21 protein-coding genes are annotated in these 24,179 nt (G+C 62.8%); 5 read left to right on the top strand and 16 right to left on the bottom strand.

The window, feature by feature from the left end:
- Nucleotides 1–120: 120 nt before the first annotated feature.
- The 7 genes from A6D6_RS06915 to cydD form a co-directional block, all read right to left on the bottom strand.
- Nucleotides 121–831, bottom strand: a complete 711-nt coding sequence (locus A6D6_RS06915; RefSeq protein ID WP_159660305.1) for an anaerobic ribonucleoside-triphosphate reductase activating protein — start codon at nucleotides 829–831, stop codon at nucleotides 121–123.
- Nucleotides 824–1,006: an anaerobic ribonucleoside-triphosphate reductase gene (gene nrdD / locus A6D6_RS06910; RefSeq protein WP_133492060.1), complete on the bottom strand. Its 183-nt coding sequence runs from the start codon at nucleotides 1,004–1,006 to the stop codon at nucleotides 824–826. Before nrdD ends, A6D6_RS06915 begins: the two co-directional genes overlap by 8 nt.
- Nucleotides 1,007–1,053: 47 nt before the next feature.
- Nucleotides 1,054–2,784 (bottom strand): ribonucleoside triphosphate reductase, encoded by a 1,731-nt coding sequence (locus A6D6_RS06905; protein WP_236564014.1) that lies wholly within the window; start codon nucleotides 2,782–2,784, stop codon nucleotides 1,054–1,056.
- 328 nt (nucleotides 2,785–3,112) lie between these two features.
- The gene (locus tag A6D6_RS06900) at nucleotides 3,113–4,000 is read right to left on the bottom strand and encodes a U32 family peptidase (protein WP_159660303.1); all 888 of its coding nucleotides are present in this window, start codon (nucleotides 3,998–4,000) and stop codon (nucleotides 3,113–3,115) included.
- Between the two features lie 11 nt (nucleotides 4,001–4,011).
- The gene (gene ubiU, locus A6D6_RS06895) at nucleotides 4,012–5,019 is read right to left on the bottom strand and encodes a ubiquinone anaerobic biosynthesis protein UbiU (protein ID WP_159660302.1); all 1,008 of its coding nucleotides are present in this window, start codon (nucleotides 5,017–5,019) and stop codon (nucleotides 4,012–4,014) included.
- Between the two features lie 382 nt (nucleotides 5,020–5,401).
- Nucleotides 5,402–7,057, bottom strand: a complete 1,656-nt coding sequence (gene cydC / locus A6D6_RS06890; protein ID WP_159660301.1) for a thiol reductant ABC exporter subunit CydC — start codon at nucleotides 7,055–7,057, stop codon at nucleotides 5,402–5,404.
- The gene (gene cydD, locus A6D6_RS06885) at nucleotides 7,050–8,651 is read right to left on the bottom strand and encodes a thiol reductant ABC exporter subunit CydD (RefSeq protein WP_236564013.1); all 1,602 of its coding nucleotides are present in this window, start codon (nucleotides 8,649–8,651) and stop codon (nucleotides 7,050–7,052) included. The genes cydC and cydD overlap by 8 nt, the downstream gene beginning before the upstream one ends.
- A 459-nt stretch (nucleotides 8,652–9,110) precedes the next feature.
- Between cydD and A6D6_RS06880 the strand changes: the two genes are divergently transcribed.
- From A6D6_RS06880 to cydX, 3 genes are read left to right on the top strand one after another with little or no spacing between them, the layout of a single operon-like run.
- A complete protein-coding gene (locus A6D6_RS06880; protein ID WP_201303715.1) occupies nucleotides 9,111–10,691 on the top strand; it encodes a cytochrome ubiquinol oxidase subunit I in 1,581 nt (526 codons plus the stop codon).
- Nucleotides 10,692–10,704: 13 nt separating this feature from the next.
- Nucleotides 10,705–11,835: a cytochrome d ubiquinol oxidase subunit II gene (cydB, locus tag A6D6_RS06875; RefSeq protein ID WP_133492066.1), complete on the top strand. Its 1,131-nt coding sequence runs from the start codon at nucleotides 10,705–10,707 to the stop codon at nucleotides 11,833–11,835.
- 12 nt (nucleotides 11,836–11,847) lie between these two features.
- Nucleotides 11,848–11,970: a cytochrome bd-I oxidase subunit CydX gene (cydX, locus tag A6D6_RS06870; RefSeq protein ID WP_133492067.1), complete on the top strand. Its 123-nt coding sequence runs from the start codon at nucleotides 11,848–11,850 to the stop codon at nucleotides 11,968–11,970.
- 375 nt (nucleotides 11,971–12,345) lie between these two features.
- On the opposite strand, the gene A6D6_RS06865 is transcribed toward cydX, so the two are convergent.
- The 7 genes from A6D6_RS06865 to A6D6_RS06835 are packed head-to-tail and all read right to left on the bottom strand — an operon-like array spanning nucleotide 12,346 to nucleotide 18,333.
- Nucleotides 12,346–12,726 (bottom strand): DUF488 domain-containing protein, encoded by a 381-nt coding sequence (locus A6D6_RS06865; protein WP_159660300.1) that lies wholly within the window; start codon nucleotides 12,724–12,726, stop codon nucleotides 12,346–12,348.
- A gap of 9 nt (nucleotides 12,727–12,735) precedes the next feature.
- Nucleotides 12,736–13,746, bottom strand: coding sequence for an NAD(P)H-dependent flavin oxidoreductase (locus tag A6D6_RS06860; RefSeq protein WP_159660299.1), 1,011 nt, complete (start codon nucleotides 13,744–13,746; stop codon nucleotides 12,736–12,738).
- Nucleotides 13,734–14,114 (bottom strand): DsrE family protein, encoded by a 381-nt coding sequence (locus tag A6D6_RS06855; protein ID WP_159660298.1) that lies wholly within the window; start codon nucleotides 14,112–14,114, stop codon nucleotides 13,734–13,736. The genes A6D6_RS06860 and A6D6_RS06855 overlap by 13 nt, the downstream gene beginning before the upstream one ends.
- A 5-nt stretch (nucleotides 14,115–14,119) precedes the next feature.
- Complete coding sequence (locus A6D6_RS06850; protein WP_133492071.1) at nucleotides 14,120–14,533, bottom strand: DsrE/DsrF/TusD sulfur relay family protein; 414 nt, start codon at nucleotides 14,531–14,533, stop codon at nucleotides 14,120–14,122.
- An 8-nt stretch (nucleotides 14,534–14,541) separates the two neighbouring features.
- The gene (locus tag A6D6_RS06845) at nucleotides 14,542–14,868 is read right to left on the bottom strand and encodes a DsrE family protein (RefSeq protein ID WP_159660297.1); all 327 of its coding nucleotides are present in this window, start codon (nucleotides 14,866–14,868) and stop codon (nucleotides 14,542–14,544) included.
- Between the two features lie 14 nt (nucleotides 14,869–14,882).
- Entirely contained in the window at nucleotides 14,883–16,580 is a 1,698-nt protein-coding gene (locus tag A6D6_RS06840; RefSeq protein WP_159660296.1) for an NADPH-dependent assimilatory sulfite reductase hemoprotein subunit, read from the bottom strand.
- A gap of 10 nt (nucleotides 16,581–16,590) precedes the next feature.
- Nucleotides 16,591–18,333, bottom strand: coding sequence for a diflavin oxidoreductase (locus tag A6D6_RS06835; RefSeq protein ID WP_159660295.1), 1,743 nt, complete (start codon nucleotides 18,331–18,333; stop codon nucleotides 16,591–16,593).
- Nucleotides 18,334–18,436: 103 nt separating this feature from the next.
- Between A6D6_RS06835 and A6D6_RS06830 the strand changes: the two genes are divergently transcribed.
- The gene (locus tag A6D6_RS06830; RefSeq protein ID WP_133492075.1) at nucleotides 18,437–19,282 is read left to right on the top strand and encodes a LysR family transcriptional regulator; all 846 of its coding nucleotides are present in this window, start codon (nucleotides 18,437–18,439) and stop codon (nucleotides 19,280–19,282) included.
- Between the two features lie 33 nt (nucleotides 19,283–19,315).
- On the opposite strand, the gene A6D6_RS06825 is transcribed toward A6D6_RS06830, so the two are convergent.
- Entirely contained in the window at nucleotides 19,316–19,954 is a 639-nt protein-coding gene (locus A6D6_RS06825; RefSeq protein ID WP_133492076.1) for a response regulator transcription factor, read from the bottom strand.
- Nucleotides 19,951–22,269 (bottom strand): PAS domain-containing sensor histidine kinase, encoded by a 2,319-nt coding sequence (locus A6D6_RS06820; protein WP_201303714.1) that lies wholly within the window; start codon nucleotides 22,267–22,269, stop codon nucleotides 19,951–19,953. The genes A6D6_RS06825 and A6D6_RS06820 overlap by 4 nt, the downstream gene beginning before the upstream one ends.
- Nucleotides 22,270–22,422: 153 nt before the next feature.
- On the opposite strand from A6D6_RS06820, the gene A6D6_RS06815 reads away from it, so the two are divergent.
- The gene (locus tag A6D6_RS06815) at nucleotides 22,423–24,051 is read left to right on the top strand and encodes an acyl-CoA synthetase (RefSeq protein WP_159660294.1); all 1,629 of its coding nucleotides are present in this window, start codon (nucleotides 22,423–22,425) and stop codon (nucleotides 24,049–24,051) included.
- Nucleotides 24,052–24,179 lie beyond the last annotated feature (128 nt).

The raw sequence follows: 24,179 nt of genomic DNA, 5'->3' as shown, positions 1-24,179 counted from the left end.
TTGCACGCAACACGCTGATTCGCTGGCAAGCCAGCTTCCCACAGCGGCTTTGCCGCTTTTTCTGTGGGAAGCGGCCTTGGCCGCGAATCAGCGTGCTGGCATGCCAGCGCTTTTTGAACATCAGCGCACGCTGAGCGTTTCAAATAACGGTCGCAGTCGGTCCGCCAGGTCGGGCAGGGGATTGGCTATCGGTGACGGTTGCTGGTAGGACGGTGACAGACACTGTTGTGGCCGTGCCCATTGCAGGGCGTAGTGGCGAACGCCTTTAGCGGCCAGCCAGCGTGCCAGCCGTTCCAGGGCGTCCTCATCGAAATCCCGCCAGTGCACGGTGGTGCGGCACTCCAATGCCAGATCGGCGGCCAGCAACTGATCCAGACTATCGCACTGTTGCCGCCACTGCCGGCTGCGTCCGGTGATGCGATCGATCTGGTTCGCATCCCCTTTTACATCCAGGCCCACCCAGTCCAGCTCCGGTATCAGCGTGGCCAGACGCCGGGGGTAACTGCCGGCGGTGTGCAGACCGATGCCGAAACCCCGCTCGCGGGCACGTCGTACCGCCAGCGGCAGGTGCGGATGACGGGGGGGCTCGCCGCCACTGAAGACCACCGCTTCCAACAGGCCGCGCCGTGTGTCGAGAAAGGATTCGACCTCGAGCCATTCCCGTACATGACCGCGTCGGGGCGGAATCATGTGTGGGTTATGGCAATAGCCGCAACGCAGCGGGCAACCCTGCACGAACACGACGCAGGCCAGATAACCTGGATAATCCAGGGTCGTTAGCGGTGTCAGCCCCGCCACGGGCAGGGCCGGACCGGGACCGATATCAGCCATTCAGGCACGCCTGGTCTTCGCGGAAATGACGGCGGTGCCGGTGTTCGGATTGTTTGCCGGGATTGAATTGACTCACCGGCCGGTGGTACCCCATGACCCGGGTCCAGACCTCGCAACGTTGCCGCTCTTCTGCGGGCAGAGTGTCACGGGGATTCAGGGAAAGAGTCGCGTTCATGGTCAGTCTCCTTTTATGGGCTTAATGAGAATCGAAATGCGGGAAAATCAGGCGATGCTTCTGTTGCGTTGCGCCGTCTGGCGTGCCAGCAAGGCGTCGTCGCAGTGCGGGCAGAACTCGTGTTCGCCAGCCAGATAGCCATGTACCGGGCAAATGGAAAAAGTCGGCGTCACGGTGATGTAGGGCAACCGGAACCGGGACAAGGCGGTGCGCACTAACTGACGACAGGCCCGGGCGCTGGAGAGCCGCTCGCGCATGTACAAGTGCAGAACGGTGCCGCCGGTATAACGGGTCTGCAGCGGGTCCTGGTGCATCAGCGCTTCGAACGGGTCCTCGGTGTGGCCCACGGGCAGTTGGCTGGAGTTGGTGTAATAGGGCGCTTCGGGCGTGCCCGCCTGGAGGATGTCGGGATAACGACGGGCGTCTTCCTTGGCGAAACGATAAGTCGTGCCTTCCGCGGGCGTGGCTTCCAGATTGTAGAGATGGCCGGTTTCCTCCTGGAATCCCCGCATCCGATCGCGCACGTGTTCAAGCAGGCGCAGCGCCATATCGCGGCCCGCCTGCGTGGCGATGTCCTGCTGGTCGCCGGTGAAATTGCGCACCATCTCATTGAGGCCATTCACCCCCAGCGTGGAAAAATGATTGCGCAGGGTGCCCAGGTAGCGGCGGGTATAGGGGTAAAGACCGGCGTCCATCCAGCGCTGAATGCAACCGCGTTTGATTTCCAGGCTGTCGCGGCCCAGTTCCAGCAGCCGGTCCAGTTCCCGATAGAGTCCTTTTTCGTCGCCGGCGAAGCGGTGACCCAGCCGCGCGCAGTTGATCGTCACCACGCCCACGGAGCCGGTTTGCTCGGCGCTGCCGAACAGGCCGTTACCGCGTTTGAGCAGCTCGCGCACGTCCAGCTGCAGGCGGCAGCACATGGAGCGCACCATGTGCGGCTGCAGATCGGAATTGAGGAAGTTCTGGAAGTAGGGCAGACCATACTTGGCGGTCAGCGCGAACAGCCGCTCCGTGTTGGGCGCGTCCCAGTCGAAATCCTCGGTGATGTTGTAAGTGGGGATCGGGAAAGTGAAAACCCGACCGCGTTGGTCACCGGCTTCCATCACTTCCAGATAGGCGCGGTTGATCAGGTCCATCTCCGCCTGCAGCTCGCCATAGGTGAACGGCTGCTCCTCGCCGGCGATCACCGGCACTTGCTCGCGCAGATCCTCCGGGCAGGTCCAGTCGAAGGTCAGGTTGGTGAAGGGCGTCTGGCTACCCCAGCGGGACGGTACGTTCAGGTTATAGATGAACTCCTGGATGGCCTGATGCACCGCCGGATAATCGAGGTTGTCGCGGCGCACATAAGGGGCCAGATAGGTGTCGAAGGAACTGAAGGCCTGAGCGCCGGCCCATTCGTTTTGCAGCGTGCCGAGGAAATTGACCATCTGGCCAAGCGCGCTGGAGAGGTGCTTGGGCGGACCGCTCTCGGCGCGGTCGGCGACGCCGTTGAACCCTTCCATCAGCAGGCTGCGCAGGGACCAGCCGGCGCAGTAGCCGCTCAGCATGTCCAGATCGTGCAGGTGAAGATCGCCTTCCCGGTGAGCCGCGCCGACGTCCGGCGGGTAGACCTGATCAAGCCAGTAGTTGGCGATCAGCTTGCCGGAGATATTGAGAATCAATCCGCCCAGGGAGTAGCCCTGATTGGCGTTGGCGTGCACGCGCCAGTCGGCGCGACTGAGGTATTCCTCGACGGTGGTGCTCACTGCCACCGTGCTGTCCGGGCGGGGTGTGGTCATGGCGCTGATTCCCATATTTGGTATATTTTTCGTGTTCTGGCACAAGATATGGTGGTCAGGGTAAAGGCGGGGTGGAAGGAAAAGGCTGATCTGAGTCAAAGAAAGAGAGAGTGGGAAAAGTTTCAAAGGAAAAGAATCCCGGCCGTGAGCTGCTGCTGTCTCACAAGTTTTGGGCCAGCCCGCTTACACGCAAAAGCGCCGATTCGCTGCCAAGGCCGCTTCCCACAGCGGCTCCGTAGCTCCCTTTGTGGGAAGCTGCCTTGGCAGCGAATGCAGCGCGAATTCATGTATCCAAGGCAACAGACTGACCACGGCCGCGATTAGCGCGCTACCGCCGGTCCATCCCCGGGGCACCGTGCCAGTAGCCGTCACAGCGCGCTTCGTCCACCAGGGCAAGCGGGTCCCGGTGGTCCGGCTGGCCTCGGCGCACTTGATCAAAAGCCGCCACTATCTCCGCCATCGGCTCGTCGGCGACTACCAGGCGCGCGGTGCTTACCCCCATTTCGGCCATCACCGGCAGCTCCCGACGCAGATCCTGTGGCCAGGCGGAGAGGGTCTGGATGCCGTTGAGCGTGAACAGCCGGCGGCCGTCCTGGCTGAACAAGGGCAGGCCTTGCGGGTCATCCCGGCAGACAAACTGGCAGCGGTCCTTGGGGAGGCCCCGCCGTCGGGCGGTAAAACAACGGGCGGACCAGGCCAGTGCCAGATGACCGTAGGCATGCACCTCGCAAGGCAGCGCCAAACCCTGCCGCCGCAGGGCCGTCATCAGGGTGGTAAGCGCCTGCCGGGACAACTCCAACGGCGCATGCCAGCCCTGCATGCCGGAAGCGGCCAACAGGCGGATGGCTTCCACGTTATAAAGGTTGAGAGAGGCGCCGCCGATAAAGGGAATGCCCGCTTCGCTGAGCAAATGGACGGCGCTCATATCATTGGCTTCCACCGGCAATTCGCCGTTGTCGCAGAGGCGACGCAACGCGCGCAGGTCGGCGCCGGCCTCGATCAGGGTCTGCGAGGACAGCACCACGGCCTTGCCCTGGGCGCGCAGTTCCCGGGCCAGTCCGAGCCAGTGATCCAGTTTCATATCCCGCCGTCGCCCGCACACGGTTTCGCCCAGATAGACCCGTTCCAGCGGCCAGCCCACGGCCTGGGCGTAGAAGGTCTCATAGTCTTTCTGGTGCCAGTAAAACGGCACCGGTCCCAGGGCCAGATCCAGCATGCCCGTGTCTCCTATTTCCAGCGGCGCTCGTAAGCACCCAGAGTGGTGGTGGAGCCTTCGGACAGGACGCCCAGAGTGTCTTGCCAGGCCGGGTCGGATCGGAATGCGGACGGTGTCCGGGAGAGATGATCCAGCGCCTGACGCCATACCCGGGTGACCTCCCGCACATAGGCGGGGCTGCGTTGCCGCCCCTCGATCTTCACCGCGGTGATGCCGAGGGCTTGCAGCTCCGGCAATAGCTCCAACGTGTTCAGGCTGGTGGGTTCCTCGATGGCGTGATAAAGCTCGTCATCGACCTGGAAGCGGCCTTTGCACAACGTCGGGTAACCGGCCTTTTCGCCGGGGCCGTAACGATCGATGAGCACGCCGTTGAGACGGGAACTGAGACCGCCGTCCTGTTCTTCCCAACGTACGTGGGCGGCCGGTGAGCAGGCGCCGTGGGTATTGGGAGATTCGCCGGTGAGATAAGAGGAGAGATAACAGCGCCCCTCCACCATGATGCACAGGCTGCCGAAGCCGAACACTTCCAGAGCCACTGGAGACTCGGCAGCCAGTTGTTTGACCTGATCCAGTGACAGCACCCGGGGCAGTACCGCGCGTCGAATATCGAAATGACAATGATAGAACCGCAAGGCTTCGGCACTGGTGGCGGAACCCTGCACGGAAAGATGTCGGGGCAGGTCCGGGTGGCGGCGGCTGGCGTATTCGAGCAGACCCAGGTCCGCCAGAATCAAGGCGTCCACGCCCAGGTCGGCGGCCTGGTCCACGGCCCGGGTCCACAGCGGCCAGCCGTCGTGTTGCGGATAGGTGTTGATGGCGCAGAAGACTTTGCGGTTTCGCCGGTGAGCGTAGTCGATGCCTTCCCGGGCCCGTTCCGGGGTGAAGTTGAGACCGGCGAAACGGCGCGCGTTGGTGATGTCCTTGAAGCCCATGTAAACCGAGTCGGCGCCTTCATCCACCGCGGTTTTCAATGCCGGCAGATTGCCGGCGGGACAGACCAGTTCCGGGGACCCGCTCATCTCTCCTCCCGTGCCAGATGTGTTGGCCGGTCAGGATAAAGCCGCGGGGTCGCATCGGGCTGACCTGGGTCAAGGGGGAAACCGGACGCTGGACGCTTTAGAATGGCGCACCGTCGAACATTGCGAATATAAATGACCGCTTCCAATGCCTGCCGGGGGCAGTCTGCTTACACGCAACACGCAACACGCCTGTTCGCTGCCAAGGCAGCTTCCCACAAGCGGCGTCACGAAGACGCTGTGGGAAGCTGCCTTGGCAGCGAATACAGCGCGGATTCATGTCACCAAGGTCAATAGATAAACCTTCGCCATGGGGGCAACGCTCAAGCGCTGGAGCAGTCCCAATTTGTTCGGTTGCGGCAGGCCCGGTTTTTCCTTATCGGCGTCAGACCTCAAGAACCAACCGCTTTTCCATCCGTTCGGCATGGCGTCGGTCATGGGTGACCATGATCAAGACCCGGTCGTTCAGGGTGGCATGGAGAATGTCGAACAACGCGTCGGCGGTGGCCGGCTCCAGACCGGTGAAGGGCTCGTCCAGCAGCACCACCGGGCTGTCCCGCAGCAGCACCCGGGCCAGCGATACACGCCGCCCTTGTCCGCCAGAAAGGTGCATGCCGTTGGTGCCGATCCAGTGATCGAGGCCACCACGTTGCCGTACCAGATCCGCCAGCCGGGCCTGTTCCAGCACCCGCCAGAGTTGTTCGTCGGTGGCCTCCGGTCTGGCCAGGCGCAAGTTATCCCTCAGGGTGCCGGTGAACAGCTGCTGTTGCTGCAATAACAGGGCGAAACAGTGACGCCAGGCGTCGCTGTCCGCCCGCGCCTGGCTGACACCGCCGAAACGGATCTCGCCAGCGCTGATCCGTTGCAGGCCCATCAGACAATGCAGCAGGGTGGATTTACCACTGCCGCTTGGGCCGACGATGGCCAGTGGGGCGCCGGCTCGCGCTTGCAGATCAAGACCGCTGAACAAAGCCGGTTGCCCAGGCCAGGCGAAACTCAGTCCGGAGACCATCAAATCACCGTCGGCCCGGGGAATCTCGCTGCCACTGGCGGCTGGCGGCGGGATCGGCGTGCCGGTCAGGGTGTCCAGGCGTGTCACGGTGGCACGGGTGTCCGGCCAGCCCTGCCAGGCCTGGGCCAGGGGCAGGGTCACCTCGGCGGCGGCCAGAACCAGCAACATCAGCGCCAGCGCCATGGGCGCGTCGATCATTTCCTGCCGTACCGGCGCGATCAGGATCAGCAGCATCGCCACCGCCAGCCATTGCATCAGACTCTGGATCAGGGTTTGAGTGATGGCGTGCTGCAGCGCCAGCCGGTGTTCGAGCCCGGCCAGATCGGCCAGCCGGCGGCGCCACTGTTCGAGTAATGACGGCCGCAGACCATAGGCGAGCACATCGGGCAGTCCGTTGAGGATTTGCACCAGATCCCCGCGCAGCTGTTCACGTTGCCTGGCCCGTTGTTCCAATGGGTCGGTGGAGACCTTGGACAACCGTTGCAGTAGCAGCGCCATCACGATGAAGCCGCTCAGCAGAGCCAGGGCCGCCGCCGGTCCGGCGATCCAGAATCCGGCCAGCAGCAATACCACGGCGGTGGCGGCGGCCACCAGGGCGGGTTGTCCCTGTCCCAGCCAGGCGTTTTCCAACCGTTCCACATCGCCCAGCAGACGTTCCAGTAAATGGCCGCTGCTCAGCGACGACAGAGGGCCGGGGATGCGCGGCAGAATCGCCGCGAACAATCGCGTGCGCAGCCGCTGCATCACGTGGAAGGTGGCGTCATGGCTGACCAGCCGTTCGAAATAGCGGGATACGGTACGGCCCACTGCCAGGGCGCGAATGCCGGAACTGGGTACCAGCATGTTGAACGCCACCGCCGGGCCGCCGGCGGCCATCCCGGCCAGGGCGGCGGCACTGATGAACCAGCCGGACAGCCCCAGTAGCGCCATGGCGGCGAGCGCGGTGATCAGTGCCAGCACCGCGGCGTTGCGCAGCCGCGCGCCTTCTCCTTTGAACTGATGACGAAGCCAGGTGATGTGGTCAGCCATGCGCGGCTCCTTCCATGGACTCGGCTGAAGGGCCGAGCCACAGACTTTGATCGGCCAGGGTGGCGAAAGCCGGGGAATGGGTGGCGATCACCAGGGTGCGTCGTCCCTTGCGGGCTCGCAGCGCTGTGATGATTCGTTGTTCCAGCGCATCGTCCAGTTCCGCGGTGGGTTCATCGAGCAACAATAGCGGCGCCGGGCTCAACAGGGCCCGGGCCAGTGCCAGCCGGCGTCCCTGGCCACCGGAAAGACCGCCGCCGTTCTCATCGAGGCGTGTGTCCAGTCCGGCGGGCAAGTGCTCCAGACCGCACTCGGCCAGTACTTGATGGAGGGCGGCGTCATCGGCGTCCGGGGCTCCCAGGCGCAGATTGTCGGCCACCGTGCCATGGATGAACCACGGATGTTGTCCGGCCCAGGCCAGGTTGCCGGTTGTTTGTGCCAGCAGCGGGGCGGGCCGGCCGTCATGGCGCACCTCGCCGGTGTCCGGCGCCAGCAGACCCGCGATCAGCTTCAAAAGGGTGCTTTTGCCGGTACCGCTGTCCCCTCTGAGCACCAGACAGGTTCCTGCTTGAACGGTCAGATCGCAGTTACTCAGCAGTGTGTCCTCGCTGTCGGGGTAAGCAAACGAGACCTGATCCAGAGTCAGGGCGGTGGCGGTGGTGGAGACGGCGTTGGAGCCGGATACGGATTGACGTTCCTCAAGCAGTGGCGCCAGCGCCTCGGCGGCGGCGTGGGCGGCGGCGCGATCATGATAGCCGGCCGCCAACTGACGCAACGGCTGATAAAACTCCGGTGCCAGCAGAAGGAGCCAGAGCCCGGTGGCGAAATCAAGCCCCGGGCCGGGACCAATGGCAATCAGATTGAGCAGGTGCAAGCCCACATACAACGCCACCAGGGCTACCGATAGCGCGGCGAATAGTTCCAGCACGGCGGAGGTAAGGAAGGCGATCCGCAGAACCTTCATGGTGCGTTTGCGGTATTCGACGTTGACGCGATCCACCGCCTGCTGCTCCGCGGCTTCACGGGCAAACGCGCGCAGCGTCAACACGCCGCGCAGACGATCAAGAAAATAGCCGCCAAGAAAGCGCAGGCTGTCCAGTTGCCGATCCGCCGCCCGCTGCGCGCCACTGCCCACCAGCATCATGAACACCGGGATCAGTGGCGCGGTGCACAGAAAAATCAGGCCGACGACCCAGTCCACGCTGAACGCGGCCAGCAGGAACAGCACCGTGGCCACGCTGGCCACCCGTCGTTGTATCGCGAAACCAGCATGATAGCGCCCCACCGCCCCGGCTTGTTCCAGCAGCGCGGTACTGGCCTCCCCCGCCGTCAAAGTGCCACCGGCGCCACGCAGCAGCGCCTCCGCCACGTCGCGCCGTACCGCCTGGCTGATATCAGCACCGGCGCCGGCGCTGAAGCGGGCACGGGCGGCGCCGGCCAGGGCCCGCAGCGCCAGCGTCAGCACCAGCAGGGCCGCCGGTAACCATAACGAAGGCGCGCCGTTGAGCAGAGCCGCGGCGAGCCAGGCCAACAGTCCCGCCTGAACAATAGCCAGTGGTGTATCCGCCAGCGCGCTCAGGTACAACCAACGCACCATGATCCTGGCGTGATGTCCCTGGCTATTCAGCCAGAGCCGGGGATCGGTCGGGACTTGCGTGGACGACGAGGCGGAATCTTGATGTAAATCAATGGGCATGCCGGTTTTCAACTCTTCTCTGGAGCGCTGACGTGAACGAGGGCAGGGCCGGTGCTATGCTTATAACGGTTTCACAAGCGCGAACAATAATGGGGAACAATGGTAGACCCGATTGCTCAGGCTTTCACCCGCGGTCTTTGCTCGCGGAGGTGGAAGTCGGCTGGCGGATTTTTATCTTGAATCGTTTCTTCGTTGACGCGGAAACGTTTCCCCCATCGTATTCGTGCACTGGTAAATGAGGGCCACGGAAGGTCTTCCGCAGGGAATGGCGTGCCGTCTATGCTCCCGCTGAAACGGAGTGGACCGAATGATCCGGTCTGATTGGCGGCCCGCCAGGGTGTATTCAGGGGAGAAACGCAGATGATCGACGCTACTCTGGTTGAGTTGTCGCGGGCGCAATTTGCCCTGACAGCAATGTACCATTTCCTTTTTGTACCTCTGACTCTGGGACTGTCCTTCATGATCGCCATCATGGAGAGTGTCTATGTCATGACCGGGCGCACCATCTGGCGTGACATGACCAAGTTCTGGGGGTTGCTGTTCGGCATCAACTTCGCCATGGGCGTGGCCACCGGTATCGTCATGGAATTCCAGTTCGGTACCAACTGGGCCTATTACAGCCATTACGTCGGTGACATCTTCGGTGCGCCCCTGGCCATTGAAGGTCTGATGGCGTTCTTCCTGGAAGCTACTCTGGTGGGCCTGTTCTTCTTTGGCTGGGACAAGCTCGGCAAAGTGCAGCACCTGGCGGTGACTTGGCTGGTGGCGCTGGGGTCCAACCTCTCGGCGCTCTGGATTCTGGTGGCCAACGGCTGGATGCAGAATCCGGTGGGATCTTTCTTCAATCCCGACACCATGCGCATGGAGGTCACGGACTTCGCCGCGGTGATCTTCAATCCGGTGGCGCAGGCCAAGTTCGTCCACACCGTCGCCGCCGGCTACGTCACTGGCGCGGTCTTCGTGCTGGCGATCAGCGCTTACTATCTGCTGCGCGGCCGTTACCAGGCGCTGGCCAAACGTTCCTTCACGGTCGCCGCCTCGTTCGGCCTGGCGGCGGCACTGTCGGTGGTGGTACTCGGGGACGAATCCGGTTACGCCATTACCGAAAACCAGAAAATGAAACTGGCGATGATCGAGGGCATGTGGCACACGGAAGAAGCGCCGGCGTCGTTCTCCCTGTTTGGTATCCCTGACCGCGAAGCTCAGGAAACGCACTATGAGCTGAAGATTCCCTGGGTCATGGGGCTGATCGCCACGCGCAGTTTCAGCCAGGAGATTCCCGGCATCATGGAACTGGCGGCACTCTCGGAGATGCATATCCGCGATGGCCTGCTGGCTTACGACGCGTTGGAGACGTTGAAGGTTGACGAGGCCAACGCCGAGGCCCGCGAGGCGTTTGTTCAGAATCAGGAATATCTGGGCTACGCACTGCTGTTGAAAAAGTACGTGGAGGATCCTCGCGAGGCCAGCGATCAGCAGATCGTCATGGCGGTGCAGGATTCGCTGCCGAATGTCTTTGCGTTGTTCTGGTCATTCCGTTTCATGGTGGCGATCGGGTTCTACATGATCGCCTTGTTCGGCCTGGCGTTTTATCTGATATCGCTACGGCGCCGGGTGCCGCGCTGGTTCCTGAGAGTGTCGTTCTACACTTTACCCTTGCCCTGGCTGGCGGCGGAACTGGGTTGGCTGGTGGCGGAATACGGTCGGCAGCCCTGGGTCATCGAAGGCGTATTACCGACTTTCCTCGGAGTCAGTTCCATTGGCATCAGTGACATTCTGATTTCCCTGGGTGGCTTCATGGTGTTGTACACGGTGCTGGCGGTGATCGAGATCCGCCTGATGCTCAAATACATCCGCAAGGGGCCGGAAGAGGAAAGCGGTGACGATCCCGCCAAACTGGACGCCGGCTTGTCACCGGCCTTCGCCAAGCCCCAGGAATGAGGGAGGAAACGCCATGATTTTCGATTACGAAGTGTTGCGTTTGATCTGGTGGGCCTTGCTCGGTGTCCTGCTGGTGGCCTTCGCCGTCACCGATGGCTTCGATATGGGCGTGGCCGCGCTGCTGCCGGCGGTGGCCCGAAGCGACGGCCAGCGCCGCCAGGTGATCAATACCGTGGGACCAGTATGGGAAGGCAATCAGGTCTGGTTCATTCTCGGTGGCGGCGCCATTTTCGCCGCCTGGCCGGCGCTCTACGCAGTCAGCTTTTCCGGGTTTTATCTGGCCATGTTCCTGATTCTGTCGGCGCTGATTATCCGGCCGGTGGCGTTCAAGTTCCGCTCAAAAAGGGACGAGCCGGCCTGGCGTGCGCGCTGGGACGCGGCTTTGTGCTTCAGTGGCGTGGTGCCGGCACTGATTTTCGGCGTTGCCGTTGGCAACGTGCTGCAGGGGGTTCCCTTCCACTTTGACAGCGATCTGCGGCCGTTCTATACCGGGTCCTTCTTCGGGCTGCTGAATCCGTTCGCGCTGCTGTGCGGGCTGGTGTCGCTGTCGATGCTGATTCTGCACGGCGCTACCTGGTTGCAGATCAAGGCGGACGGTGAGCCGGCCGAGCGGGCCCGAAAATACGGCATGATCGCCGCCGTGGTGGTGATAGTACTGTTTGCCATCGGCGGTATCTGGATCAGCAATATGGAAGGGTACCGGATCGCAACCGCGCTGGATCCGAACGGCCCCAGTAACCCATTGCGCAAGGAAGTGCTTCAGGAGGCGGGTATCTGGCTGAGCAACTATCGGGCTCAGCCGATTCTGTGGCTGGTGCCGCTGATCGGGTTCGGCGGAGCGTTGCTGGCGTTGTTGGGGCTGTTCTCGCGCATCGGTGCACTCAGCTTCCTTGGATCCAAGTTGTCGGTTGCCGCCATCATCACCACAGTGGGGGTAGCCATGTTCCCGGTCATCCTGCCAAGCAGCTCGGAGCCCGGCCACAGCCTGACGGTCTGGGACAGTTCGTCCAGCCATTACACGCTTGGCATCATGCTGGTGGCGACCGCGATTTTTCTGCCAATCATCCTGCTGTATACCGCCTGGGTGTATAAGGTGCTGTGGGGCAAGGTCAGCGAAAGCGACGTCAACAAGGACATGTACTGAGGAGAATAGAGTATGTGGTACTTCAGTTGGATTCTCGGCGTGGGCCTGGCTTGTACGTTTGCCATCCTCAACGCCATGTGGTTCGAGTTGTCCGAAGTGGATGAGCGGGCCCGTGAGGTCGAAGACAAGGAGTGATCGACGGCAACCGCGGGGCGGCCCTTTTCTGAACAAGAGGGCCGCCACCATGCCCTTCGCTGCCAAGGCAGCTCCCACAGCTGCCTCGCAGCTTTCTCCGTGGGATGCTGCCTTGGCAGCGAAGGGCGTTTAAGTGTGTCTCCCGACAGCGGGGGAACAGCACCAACCCTGGAACCGTGATGTCTTTTCGTGTAAGGGAAATACCGGAAAGGAGAAGCGGAAAGGAAAAATGGAAAGGCGGGAAGAATAAGTGCCGCCGCCGAGCCCCCCAACGACCGGACGGAGCGCGAACCAGGGGACGGGGAGTGGCGACGGCGAGTTCAGGCTACCGGTTCACCGTTTCCGCGGTCTTGACCTGGATCAAGGGAATATCGCTTAGTGCGAGCGGTGCTTTTTCTGCTGTGCTTGCAGATGGTTTTTCAGCGCCACGGCGTTGTTGTGGCGGGTATCTCGGGCTGCGTAGAGCAATGTCAAAGTGTGGTCCGCGCTGGATTGTAGCAGGCCCTCGACGAGCTCGGGGTTGGCATCCAGTTCTTCGTGATAACGTTTCTGGAATTCATCCCAGCGTTGCGGGTCGTGGCCGAACCATTTGCGCAACGCGGTGGAGGGGGCCAGCTTTCGAAACCAGCCATCGGCAGCCACCTGTTCTTTCTTCATGCCGCGCGGCCAGGCACGGTCCACCAGCGCGCGGTAGCCGTCGTCGTCGTCCCGATCGTCATAGACACGTTTGCATTGAATCCGGGCAGGACCTTGCATGTTGGAACCTCATGGGGCGCTGGTTAACCGGGTCAGGGTTTCGGCGGCCTCCTCGATGATGCGGTTCAGACGTTGCTTCGCGCTCAGCAGTTGCTGAATCTGTCCGCAGGATTGTCCGGCGTACAACGCCATGTCATCGACTTCACCGCGGGCATCGGCCAGTGGCGAGTCGGTGGAGAACAGATAAACCGGCTGCCCGTCCTGCTCCCCGATGATCTCGGAAATCCGCACATGCCGCAAATCGTCGTATTCCCCCCGGGTAACGCGGCTACGCAGCACCCTTACCGGGGCCGGCTCATGCCAGTTGCGGGTAAAATGGCGGCAGTGCACGGTATCACCGGCTTCCGCGTTGAGCAGTCTTTGTTGATGGTGACGATGGGCATTGGCCTCTTGCGTGGCCAGGAAGGCGCTGCCCAGGCTCGCGCCTTGGGCGCCGAGGGCAAGGGCCGCCACCAGGGACCGGCCATTGGCGATGCCGCCGGACGCCACCACGGGCACCGGACAGAATGGAACGAGTTCGGCCAGCAGGCTCAAGGTACCGATTTGGCCGCGTACGTGACCGCCGGCCTCCCAGCCCTGGGCGATGATGATTTCAGCGCCGGCGTCGATGGCCAGCTCGGCGTCCCAGCGACTGCCGACCTGGTGAATGACACCAATGCCTTCGCTGACCAGGTGGCGTATCAGGGCGCTGTCCACGTCCCAGAACAGCACCACGAACGGCACCTGAAGGTTCAGACAAGTATGCACTTGCTGATGGAGCAGAGCGGGATCGGTGGCCGCGGGGATCAGATTGACCGCGAACGGTTTATCAGTGAGGTGTCGTAACGCCAGGACTTCATCGCGGATTCGTTCCACCGGCTCGCGCACCATGCCCAGCACGCCGAAGCCACCGGCCTGGCAGACCGCCGCGGCCAGCCGGTGCCGGGCGACGCCGCCCATGCCGGCCAGCAAGATCGGGTAAGCGCAGCCCAATTGCTGGCAAAGCGGGGTGCGTAGTGCCGACGGTGCTACCACTGCCATATTTGATCGGCCTGCTGGTACAGATCCACCAGTCCGGTCTGGCTCACCAGTTCCACGCCGGCTTGCAGGGGCAGGTTGGCGAGGCCGCGCTCCTCCAGATCCTCACGTACCGCGAAGATGGGAACGCCGCTTTCGGTGAGATCGGTCAGGTCACGCAGCAGTTCCGCCGGTTGGCTTTGTTTCCAGTTACCCAGCTCCAGCGGTGGTTGGCGTTGACTCAGCACCGCGTAGTGCACGCCATGGCCGCTGAGCAGCACTTGCAAATCGCCACCGGCGCCGCGCATGGACCGTGTCAGCCAGAGAATGGTGTCGTCCTGTTCTTCCACCGTGGTGCGGAAGGCTTGATCGATAACCTGCAGTACTTTCATGGCGCTTACCTCGTGCCGATGGTCAGGGTATTGAAGGCGTCACTGGCGTAGCGCCACAGGTCCGGCGGGCCGCCCCGGCCGCAGCCGTCGATCACCTCATTGACGCCGCGTTCGTCCACGCACAGACCGCAGTTTATCCACTCGAAGCTCAACGTTTTGGCGGCGGCTTTCTCCTGCAGCGCCCGGATCCATTCCCGGGTCAGCGGATGATCTTCTTCCGCCGCGTCACGGCCGTGCACCGCGTTGCCGTGAGGGGACTGTCTGGCGAAAGCCAGGGCCACGGCCCCCTCATAAGCGAAGACTCGCAGCGAAGCGCCACGCTCCAGAGCGGCATCCAGCAGGCGGAAGAAGGTCACCGTGCGTTCGCTTTCGAAGGGTGGATCCATGAAGGCGAAGGTCAGGGTTTTCGGGTTGTTCATGGGTCCTCCTAGTTCCAGATCACTTTGGCGCCGGCCAGCAGCGCTTCGATGGCATCGCCGACATCGCCCACCGCCACGTCGGCTTTCAAATCCGAGGCTTCGATTTCCCGTTGCTTCAATGAGAAGCCATCGGCGCTGACCGCGACACCGCTGGCGATCAAAGTGTCAAAAGCGCCATCGCGGGCGTCCCGGCGGGCGGGCACGACGCCGTTCTGCACCAATAGAACGGCAACTTGATGGCCAGCCTCGCGGAGCTGACGGGCCAATCGGTATTGCGCCGCGCAGCGGACCTCGGTAAACGGGTCCTGGCTTTGGATGAACAGATAGTCGGACATGGACGTCTCCAGGATCAGGAAGAAAGGGAAGTCAGCGGACGTTCTTCCAGCAGCTGCTTGCGCAGCAGGAAGTCACCGAAATGTTCGCCATCACGTCGTTGGCCGGCATAGCGTTCGAACATGGGCGCGAGCAACGCGAGGAAGCGTTCTTCGTCCACGTTGCCGGCGTACAGTTGCGCCAGCCGGTCGCCATGAAAGCTGCCGCCCAGATACAGGTTGTACAGCCCTGGGGCGCGGCCGGTGAGGGCGATCTCGGCCAGATAAGGCCGGGCGCAGCCGTTGGGGCAGCCGGTCAGACGCAGGGTGATGGGTTCCTCGCGCAGTCCGTATTGGCCCTTGAGCCGCTGGAAGCGCTCCAGAAACGTGGGTAAGTAACGTTCCGCCTCGGCCATGGCCAGGCCGCAGGTCGGCAGTGCCACGCAACTGAGGGTATGGGCGGCCTGCGCTTCCGGATCGAGGCGCCAATCCAGTCCCAGGTCTTCAAGGCGCCATTGCACCTGTTCCAGCTCGTGCGTCTCGATATGGGTCAACTGCAGGTTCTGGTTGGTGGTTAGCCGCAGGCGGCCGCCATACTGTTCCAGAAAGCCGCCCAGTTGGGTGCGCAGGGCATCGTCCACGCGGCCGCTTTCCACATAGAGCGTGGCGTGCCAGAGGCCATCGTCGCCCTGCTGCCAGCCAAGTCGATCGCCGTTGTGGTCGAAGTGGACGCCGAGGGCCGGCTCCAGCGGGCGGCCACGACGGCGTTCCAGTTCTTCCAGGAACCAGGGCAGGCCGAGACGATCCAGGGTGTATTTGAAACGGGCCCGGTGGCGATCCTGACGATCACCGAAGTCGCGCTGGATGCTCATCACCAATTCGGCGAAGGCGGGGGCCTCGTCCGCCTCGATAAAACCGATTTCCTCCGCCAGACGGGGATAGCTGTCCTCGCGGTTGTCCAACTGACCCATGCCGCCGCCGACACAGACGTTGAAGCCGATCAGATCGCCGTTGTCCACCACCGCGATATAGCCCAGATCCTGGCCGTGGATGTCGACGTCGTTGACTGGCGGCAGCACGAAGCCGACCTTGAATTTGCGTGGCAGGTACAGCTTGCCATAGAGCGGCTCCTCGCCGTCGCTCACCGGCGTTGGCTGTTGATGCCAGATGTCCGCATAGGCGCCGGTTTTCGGAATCAGACGGTCACTGGTGATCCGCGCCAGCTGCTGCACCCGCTCGTGAGCTTTGGACAAGTACGGATTGGCGCCGCACACCACGCCGCGGCTGTCGTCGCCGCAGGCGGCGATGGTGTCCAGCCCTAACGGCCGCAGTCCTTGAATCAGCGAGCGCAGCTGCGATTTGCGCACACCATGCAACTGAACGGTGCCCCGGGTAGTGATGCGCAGGCCCCGTTCGGCGTAGAGACGGGAAAGACGGTCCAGACCCTGCCATTGGCGCTTGTCCAGCACACCGCCGGGAATACGCAGGCGCACCATGAACTGGTAAGCCGGTTCCAGGCGGCGCTGGCGGCGATCGGCGCGGCGGTCGCGGTCGTCCTGCTGATAGATGCCATGGAACTTCATCAGCAGTGGGTCTTCCCCGGGCACCGCGCCGGTGAGCAGGTCGTCGAGCCCCTCGGCGATGGTGCCGCGCAGATGGCGGCTGCGGGCTTTCAGTTGTTCGTTCTCGTGCAGTCGTTCCACCGGCTGACTGAGATCGGGACGGGAATCGCTCATCACGGTCTCCTCAATACAGGTTGCGGTGCAGGCGCTTGTTGCGGCCCAGTTGCTTCCAGGCGCCGTCTCCCTGGCGCTGGTCCAGAGCGGTTTTCAAGCTGTTCTCCAGGTCGCTCAATCGACCCTTGTCGCCACACAGGTAGAGATGCGCGCCTTGTTCGATCCAACTGGCCAGACGATCGATCTGGTTGAGCAGCGGATCGATCAGGCTGGCGCCGGGGCGGTCCTGGTAAAACACCGTATCCACCTGTTCCAGCACGCCATCCGCGTGGGCCTGCTGAATATCCAGCTGATAAAGAAAGTCCTCTTCGAAACGCTGCTCAGCGAACACCAGCCAGCACGGCGGGCGTTGAGGCCGCTGTGACAGCGCTTGCAGGAAAGCGCGATAAGGGGCGATGCCGGTGCCTTCGGCAATCAGGATCAGCGGAGCGTCGTCATCCGGCAGACGGAAACGGGTGTTGCGATGCGGGTACAACCGCACCGGGTCGCCGGGCTGCAAATCCAGCAGATAGCGGGAGGCGATACCCTGTTCGTGCCGTTCCCGGAACGGATAGCGGAACGCCTTGATGGTAAGGTGCAACTCGTCGTCCAGCTCCGCCAGGCTGTTGGCCACGTCATAGAGCCGGGGTTGCAAGGGACGCAGGGCGTTTACCAGAGCCTGGGCCGGCGCATGTGCCGGATACTGGCTGAGCAGATCGAGCAGTTGATGCTGGCGGAGAAAGGCCCGCTGCTCCCGGCTCTCCGCTTCGCACAGCGTTTTCAGCGCCGGGGCATTGCTGTGTTCCGCCCAGAAGGTGAGAAAACCGGTGCCGACGATGGTCAGATCCCGGGATTGGCGCAGTGCCTGCACCAGGGGCTGGGCGTCATCGTTCACGGTCACCGGCTGCTCGCCGGACAGCTCGCAGGCGTCCAGCACCGCCGCCACCAGCTCGGGCGGGTTGTCGGCGAGAATACCGACGGCGTCGCCGGGGAGCAGGTCCGGAATTGCTTGATCCAGGGCCAACTCCAGATGGTGTATCGGCTGGCGGCGATCAGCGGCGCTCAGGTTCTGGTTGACCAGCACCTCCACCGTCAACGGATGGTGTTTGTCGTAGCGAAAAGGGCTGGAGGCCGGGGCCGGCGATGGGCCCGGCGCCGCGTCCGTGTTTCCGGTCTTGGGCAATGCTTCCAACAGGCGGGCGATCCAGTCCCGGGCCAGCTGTTCGAAGTCCACGTCACAGTCTTGCCGGGCGATCAGCCGTTCGCCGCCCAGCGCCTCCAGACGCTGATCGAACTCCTGACCGGTGACACAGAAGCGCTCGTAGCTGCTGTCTCCCAGGGCCAATACGGCGAATTTGAGGTTGTCCAGCTTTGGAGCATCGTCGCCCATCAGGCCCTGATAAAACGCCTGGATCGGTTCCGGCGGGTCGCCGTCGCCGTGGGTGGCGGTGATGATCACCAGGTGATCGCGCCGTGCCAGTTGCCGGGGCCGCAACCGGGCCAGATCAATCACTTCCGTGGCGATGCCCGCGGCTCCGCAACGTTCGCTCAACAGCCTGGCCAGTTGCCGGCAGTTATCGGTTTCCGTGCCGTAGCCGATCAGCACCGGATGCGGAGCGTCCGTCCTGGCCGCGGCGGTGTCCGGCGCTGTGCCGGTGGCGGTGAGATAGCCGCTCAGCCACCAGCGTTGCCGCTCGTCCAGGGCGCCCAGTAATTGTCGGACCTGGCGCCATTGAGGGTCGGAAAAAGGGGGCGGTGTGGCGTGCGCCGTCATCTCCGGCTCCGTACTTCAACGTGGACCGACAGTATGGGGACGTATTTTGAATAGAAATAATGAAATAGAATGCGGTTTAAATTCAAAGAAGTTGATATAAATCATGGATATCGATCTGGCCCGAACGTTTCTGGAGATTGTCCGTACCGGCAGTTTCATGGCCGCCGCCGAGCGTCTGCACATCACCCAGACCACGGTGACCGCCCGCATCCATAACCTGGAAGGGCAACTGGGTTGCCGGCTGTTCGTGCGCAATCGGGCCGGGGCCCGGCTCACGCCCCATGGTGAACGCTTCACCCCGCATGCCAGTCAGTTGGTCCGTACTTGGGAAGCCGCGAGGCGGGAGTTGCCGTTGCCGGATGGGGCCGAGGATATGCTGGTGCTGGGTGGTGAAACCAGTCTGTGGAATCCGCTGCTGCTGAACTGGGTTACCCGCTTGCGTCAGCACCACCCGAATGTCGCCACTCGTGCCGAAGTGCACGACGGCGAAGCGTTGCAGGAACGCCTGGAAAGGGGGGTACTGGACGCGGCGCTGGTGCACCGGCCCGCTTACTGGCCGGGGTTGCAGGTGGAGCAACTGCTGGAAGAAAAACTGATCCTGGTGCGGTCGGTCCGCACCGAGGAGCCCTATGTCTACGTGGACTGGGGGGCGGATTTTCGCAAGCAGCACGACGTCGCTTTGCCGGAGCGGGCGCGCTCGCCGGTGTCCGCGAATTTCGGTCCGCTGGCGATTCAGTTTCTGCTGCAGCAAGGGGGCAGCGGCTATTTTCGTACCCGCGTGGCCGAGCCTCATCTGCGCGAGGGGACGCTGGAACGGGTCGCCGATGCGCCGGAATTCACCTATCCGGTGTACCTCGCCCGCGCCCGGGGGAAACACGGCCCGCTGCTGGATCAGGCCTTTCGGGTGTTGCGGGCGGTGGCGGAGGAAAGCGCCGAGTGGTCAGCGTAACCTCCGTGGGAGCGATCCTGGCCGCGAATGGCGTCATGGCACGCGCAATCGCAACGGATCCACCAGCCCGGCGGCCACCGCCATGCCGACCAGATCCGGCAGGCGTTCGGCGCCCATTCGCTTCATCACCCGCGACCGGTACAGATCCACGGTTTTGACGCTGACGTCCAATTGCGCGGCGATCTCGCGGTTGGTGTAGCCCTTGACCAGTGGCAGCAGCACGTCCCGCTCACGGGGTGTGAGAGTGTCCAGTTTTTCATCCACCTGTTGCCGGCCGGTGGCCTGTTTATCCTCTTTGCGTTCACTATTGAGCGCCTGCTGCACGCTGTCCAGCAACAGTTGTTCGTTGTAGGGCTTTTCGATGAAATCCACGGCGCCGGCCTTGAACGCTCGCACCACGATGGGCACGTCGGCATGGCCGCTGACGAAGATGATGGGGTAGTCCAGCCCGCGATCCTTCATCGCCTGCTGTACATGCAGTCCGCCCAGGGTGGGCATGCGGACGTCCAGCAGCACACAGGCGTTGGCTCCCGATACGCAGGCTTCGAGAAAGTCGCCGCCGTTGGTGAACGGGCGGGCGTCCAGACCGACCGACTCCAACAGCCAGACGGTGGACTCCAGCATGCCGGGGTCGTCGTCCACCACGTAAACGATTTGTGTGCCGGTGGTCATGGGGTCTCCTCGTTATGGGCCAGCGGCAGCCGGCAGTACAGTTCCAGTCCGTGTTCGAGCAAACGGGCATTCAATTCACCGCCGAGCCCTTCGATGACGGAACGGCTCATGGACAATCCCAGCCCCAGGCCGTCGGGTTTGCTGGTATAGAACGGCGTGAACATATGCTTGAGTGTCTCGGGGTCGGCACCGGCGCCTTGATCAATGACGCGGATCACCAGGAAGTTGTCGGGTGCGCGCAGGGTGGCGACGGTGATTTCGGAGGGTTGCTCCGGCCAGCGTTCGCGATTGGCGTCGAGCGCGTTACGCAGCAGATTTACCAGCACCTGTTCCAGCAGAATACGGTCCGCGTACAGTGGCGGCAGGTCCACGGCAAACTGTCTGGCGATGGTAATACGATGGCTCTCCGCTTCCCAGGCGCAAAGGTGAATGGCTTGATTCGCCACCGTGTTGATATCGAGCGCTTCCAGGCGCCGCTGACCTTTGCGGAGAAACGCGCGCAGCCGCCGGATCACTTCCGAAGCATGGTGGGCGTGTTCGCTGATACGATTCAAACCCTGGGCGACTTTTTCGATTTTCGGCCCGGCAGCGGACGCCGGGCCGTATTCGGTTGGACTGTCGTGGACAGGTGATTGGAGCGAGCGAAGGTGGCGCAGACTGGCCGCGGCGTAATTACTGATCGCCGCCAGCGGCTGGTTGATTTCATGGGCGATGCCGGAGGCCAGTTCGCCCATGGCGATCAACCGGCTGCTTTGCGCCAGTTCATTCTGATGGCGGCGTTGCTGGGCTTCGCGCAGGGCCCGTTCGGTCATATCCCGGGCAACCAGGGAATAGTACTGGTCGTTGCCCGCGCCGCGATGGGCCAGCAGTACCAGGGATACTGGAAAGGATTCGCCGGAGTCGCCGGCGCGCAGTTGCGCCTCGCTGGTCCACACCCCTTGTTCCCGGGCGCTGTTCCAGCCTTGTTCGCGCAGCCGCCGGATGTCCTCGGCGGCGAATAACTCGGCCAGATCCGGCCACGGGTCCGGGCCGATGGCCAGCGCCTCACGAGCGGCACGGTTGGCGTAGGTGAGGCGTTCGTCGAGCCCGACGAACAGCACCAGATCGGTGTTCGCTTCCACTACTTCGGCCAGACGGCGGCGGTTTTCTTCCGCCCGGACCCGGGCGGTAATGTCGCGGGTGACGCTGACCACCTCCACCACCGCGCCGGTATAGGTCTCGCGGATGGCATGGCTGGCGGTCTCGAACCACAGATAGTGGCCGCGCCGGTGGCGGATCTGATAGGTCATGGTGTGATAACCCAACTCCTCCAGCGCCGCCTTGGCCTGTTGTTGCAACCGCTCCCGGTCCTGTTCATGAAACAGCGTCCGCACCGCCGTGCCGCGTAATTGTTCCGGCCAGTAGCCCAACAAGCCCCAGGAGGCTGGCGAAGCGTCAAGGAAAACGCCGTCCGGCGTGTGCCGCGAGATCAAATCAGTGGTGTTCTCGGTGATCAGACGGTACAAGCGGCGGGCGCGGTTGCCGGCCTTTTCGTTCCGTAGCTGTTCGGTGGCGTCACGGCCGCGGGCCAGGATGCGTTGGCCAGGCAGGTCGGGAATAAAGCTCCACAGTAAAATGCGATCACCGAGTCGCGCTTCCACATCAACGATGGCGCGGCCCTGGGAAAGGCAGGCGGTGGCCAGGGCCTGGTGGTTGATTGGCAGGCACGTGCCGGCGTCGATGTGGTGTTCACCGAGCCATTGTTGCAGAGCGTGGTTGGTATCGACGGCCTGGCCGTGATTATCAAGCACCGCCATCAGTTGGGGGTCGTTGCTGAGCAGTGCAAAGGCCCCCTCCCGGTGGGGTAATGGGCGGGCCAGTTGATTGAGCATGGCGGCCAGCGAGAGCAGCCACTGGCTGCCGCAGTGCGGGGACAATTCCAACAGCAGCAGGCCCGGGCTGTCGTCATCCAGCGACAGTGGCAGAATCGCGCCATGGTGCAGAGCGGCGCGTCGAACCCGGCCGGCGAGCCAGCAGGGCAGGACGCGCAACTCGCTCAGTGATAGCGCTGTTTCTCCGGCCAGCCGTTGGTGCAAGGCATGATCCGAAGCCAGGAACGGATCGCCGGGGCCTGGTGGCAGACCGGCCTGGCCTTCCGCGTCGTCGTAAACCCCGGCATCCGCCTGCCAGAACAGGTAGAAAGCCCGCCGCACTTCCGGGGTAGACGCCATCATCCGGCACAAGCCGGCGGCGCGTTGGGAACGGGGCATGCGGTCCTGCTGCAATCGCAGCCAGTTCCGTAGCAACAGGGGAAAGGTATTGTCCTGGTCCATCATGGGCTCAATAGAAGTAATCTAGTAAAAATACTATAAGACTCTAGTTTTATTTCCATATTTGTTCTTTATGGTCTATAAATGCGCCTCGTAGTTGCAGGCTTATGCTGGTAACTCTACCCGAAGAATACCGCGAACAACCACGGGACGGTCATTATGTCCATTTATGAGCAGGGCCTTTCGCCCACCGAAGTCAATCATGTTCCCCTGACCCCGCTGAGCTTTATTGAGCGTACCGCGGCGGTGTACCCCGATTATCCGTCGGTGATCCATGGTGATATCCGGCGCACCTGGCGGGAAACCTATCGGCGCTGCCGGCGGCTGGCTTCGGCCCTGGCCGGCCGTGGTATCGGCAAGGGCGATACCGTGGCGGCGATGTTGCCGAACATTCCGGCTATGCTGGAAGCCCACTTCGGCGTACCGATGATCGGCGCCGTTCTCAATACCCTCAATGTCCGTCTGGATGCCGACGCCATCGCCTACATGCTGCGCCATGGCGAAGCCAAGGTATTGATCGTGGATCGCGAATTCCATCAAGTGATCGGTGACGCCGTGGCCAAACTGGAGACGCCACCGCTGCTGATCGATGTGGACGATCCCGAATACGGTGAAGGAGAGCCGGTCAGTGAGCTGGATTACGAGGCCTTCCTGGCCGAGGGGGACCCGGAGTTCCCGTGGCAGTGGCCGGACAACGAGTGGAATGCCATTTCCCTCAACTACACCTCCGGCACCACCGGTGATCCCAAGGGCGTGGTTTACCACCACCGCGGCGCCTACCTGAATTCCCTGGGCAACCAGGCCACCTGGTCCATGGGGCTGCATCCGGTGTATCTGTGGACGCTGCCCATGTTCCACTGCAACGGCTGGTGCTATCCCTGGACCATCACCGCCCAGGCTGGCGTGCATGTGTGTCTGCGCCGGGTTGATCCGCAGCGTATTCTGACGCTGATTCGTCAGCATCAGGTCTCTCATCTGTGCGGTGCGCCGGTTGTGCTCAATGCCCTGATCAACATGCCGGATGAGGCCAAGGCCGCCATTGATCATCCGGTCAACGCCATGACCGCCGGTGCGGCGCCGCCGGCCAAAGTGATCGGAGCGGTGGAGGAAATGGGCATCAACGTCACCCATGTGTACGGCCTGACCGAAGTCTACGGGCCGGTCACCGTCTGTGCCTGGCACGGCCACTGGGATGAGTTGCCGTTGGAGGAGCGCGCCGCGATCAAGTCCCGCCAGGGTGTGCGTTACCCGACTCTGGAAGGGGTGATGGTGGCGGATCCAAAGAGTCTGCGGGCGGTTCCCAAGGATGGTGAAACCATCGGCGAGATCTTCATGCGCGGCAATACCGTGATGAAGGGTTATCTGAAGAACGAAGACGCCACCCGCGAAGCCTTCGAGGGCGGCTGGTTCCATACCGGTGACTTGGCGGTGTGGCATGAGGACGGTTACGTGGAGATCAAGGACCGCCTCAAGGACATCATTATTTCCGGTGGCGAGAACATTTCCACCATCGAGGTGGAGAACACGCTTTACCGCCATCCCTCCGTATTGGAAGCGGCGGTGGTGGCGCGTCCCGATGAAAAATGGGGCGAGACGCCTTGCGCCTTCGTCACCCTCAAGGCCGGGCAGGAGCACACCGCCGTCACCGGGGCGGATGTGATCGGCTTCTGCCGTGAACATCTGGCCGGATTCAAAGTACCCAAGACCGTGGTGTTTCAGGATCTGCCGAAGACTTCCACCGGCAAGATCCAGAAGTATGTACTACGGGAGTGGGCGAGGAACCTGTAGCTTTCGGCCTCGCTCCGGCGCATTCAGCAAGCTGCCGGGGCGAGGTCCTTTTTCGGTAAGACCCGATAGCCGGGTGCCCGCCCGGTGTTTCCGGTAACAGGATTTCCGACAACAACAATGACCCTGCC

This window comes from Alcanivorax xiamenensis (assembly GCF_009846745.1).
Lineage (GTDB): Bacteria > Pseudomonadota > Gammaproteobacteria > Pseudomonadales > Alcanivoracaceae > Alloalcanivorax > Alloalcanivorax xiamenensis.
The sequence above is the reverse complement of the archived record's forward strand: the minus strand, read 5'-3'. Positions and strand labels throughout refer to the sequence as shown.

What these genes read in the sequence shown, in the direction of transcription:
- A6D6_RS06855 (WP_159660298.1), bottom strand. Translation starts at nt 14,114, where the DNA reads ATGAAAGTACTGCAGGTTATCGATCAAGCCTTCCGCACCACGGTGGAA.
- cydD (WP_236564013.1), bottom strand. Translation starts at nt 8,651, where the DNA reads ATGGTGCGTTGGTTGTACCTGAGCGCGCTGGCGGATACACCACTGGCT.
- A6D6_RS06900 (WP_159660303.1), bottom strand. Translation starts at nt 4,000, where the DNA reads ATGCTGGATCTGGCCCTGGGACCGGTGCCGTTTTACTGGCACCAGAAA.
- cydB (WP_133492066.1), top strand. Translation starts at nt 10,705, where the DNA reads ATGATTTTCGATTACGAAGTGTTGCGTTTGATCTGGTGGGCCTTGCTC.
- A6D6_RS06825 (WP_133492076.1), bottom strand. Translation starts at nt 19,954, where the DNA reads ATGACCACCGGCACACAAATCGTTTACGTGGTGGACGACGACCCCGGC.
- A6D6_RS06840 (WP_159660296.1), bottom strand. Translation starts at nt 16,580, where the DNA reads ATGAGCGATTCCCGTCCCGATCTCAGTCAGCCGGTGGAACGACTGCAC.
- A6D6_RS06845 (WP_159660297.1), bottom strand. Translation starts at nt 14,868, where the DNA reads ATGTCCGACTATCTGTTCATCCAAAGCCAGGACCCGTTTACCGAGGTC.
- A6D6_RS06905 (WP_236564014.1), bottom strand. Translation starts at nt 2,784, where the DNA reads ATGACCACACCCCGCCCGGACAGCACGGTGGCAGTGAGCACCACCGTC.
- A6D6_RS06830 (WP_133492075.1), top strand. Translation starts at nt 18,437, where the DNA reads ATGGATATCGATCTGGCCCGAACGTTTCTGGAGATTGTCCGTACCGGC.
- A6D6_RS06850 (WP_133492071.1), bottom strand. Translation starts at nt 14,533, where the DNA reads ATGAACAACCCGAAAACCCTGACCTTCGCCTTCATGGATCCACCCTTC.
- A6D6_RS06820 (WP_201303714.1), bottom strand. Translation starts at nt 22,269, where the DNA reads ATGATGGACCAGGACAATACCTTTCCCCTGTTGCTACGGAACTGGCTG.
- ubiU (WP_159660302.1), bottom strand. Translation starts at nt 5,019, where the DNA reads ATGAGCGGGTCCCCGGAACTGGTCTGTCCCGCCGGCAATCTGCCGGCA.
- A6D6_RS06865 (WP_159660300.1), bottom strand. Translation starts at nt 12,726, where the DNA reads ATGCAAGGTCCTGCCCGGATTCAATGCAAACGTGTCTATGACGATCGG.
- A6D6_RS06815 (WP_159660294.1), top strand. Translation starts at nt 22,423, where the DNA reads ATGTCCATTTATGAGCAGGGCCTTTCGCCCACCGAAGTCAATCATGTT.
- A6D6_RS06880 (WP_201303715.1), top strand. Translation starts at nt 9,111, where the DNA reads ATGATCGACGCTACTCTGGTTGAGTTGTCGCGGGCGCAATTTGCCCTG.
- nrdD (WP_133492060.1), bottom strand. Translation starts at nt 1,006, where the DNA reads ATGAACGCGACTCTTTCCCTGAATCCCCGTGACACTCTGCCCGCAGAA.
- A6D6_RS06835 (WP_159660295.1), bottom strand. Translation starts at nt 18,333, where the DNA reads ATGACGGCGCACGCCACACCGCCCCCTTTTTCCGACCCTCAATGGCGC.
- A6D6_RS06915 (WP_159660305.1), bottom strand. Translation starts at nt 831, where the DNA reads ATGGCTGATATCGGTCCCGGTCCGGCCCTGCCCGTGGCGGGGCTGACA.
- cydC (WP_159660301.1), bottom strand. Translation starts at nt 7,057, where the DNA reads ATGGCTGACCACATCACCTGGCTTCGTCATCAGTTCAAAGGAGAAGGC.
- A6D6_RS06860 (WP_159660299.1), bottom strand. Translation starts at nt 13,746, where the DNA reads ATGGCAGTGGTAGCACCGTCGGCACTACGCACCCCGCTTTGCCAGCAA.
- cydX (WP_133492067.1), top strand. Translation starts at nt 11,848, where the DNA reads ATGTGGTACTTCAGTTGGATTCTCGGCGTGGGCCTGGCTTGTACGTTT.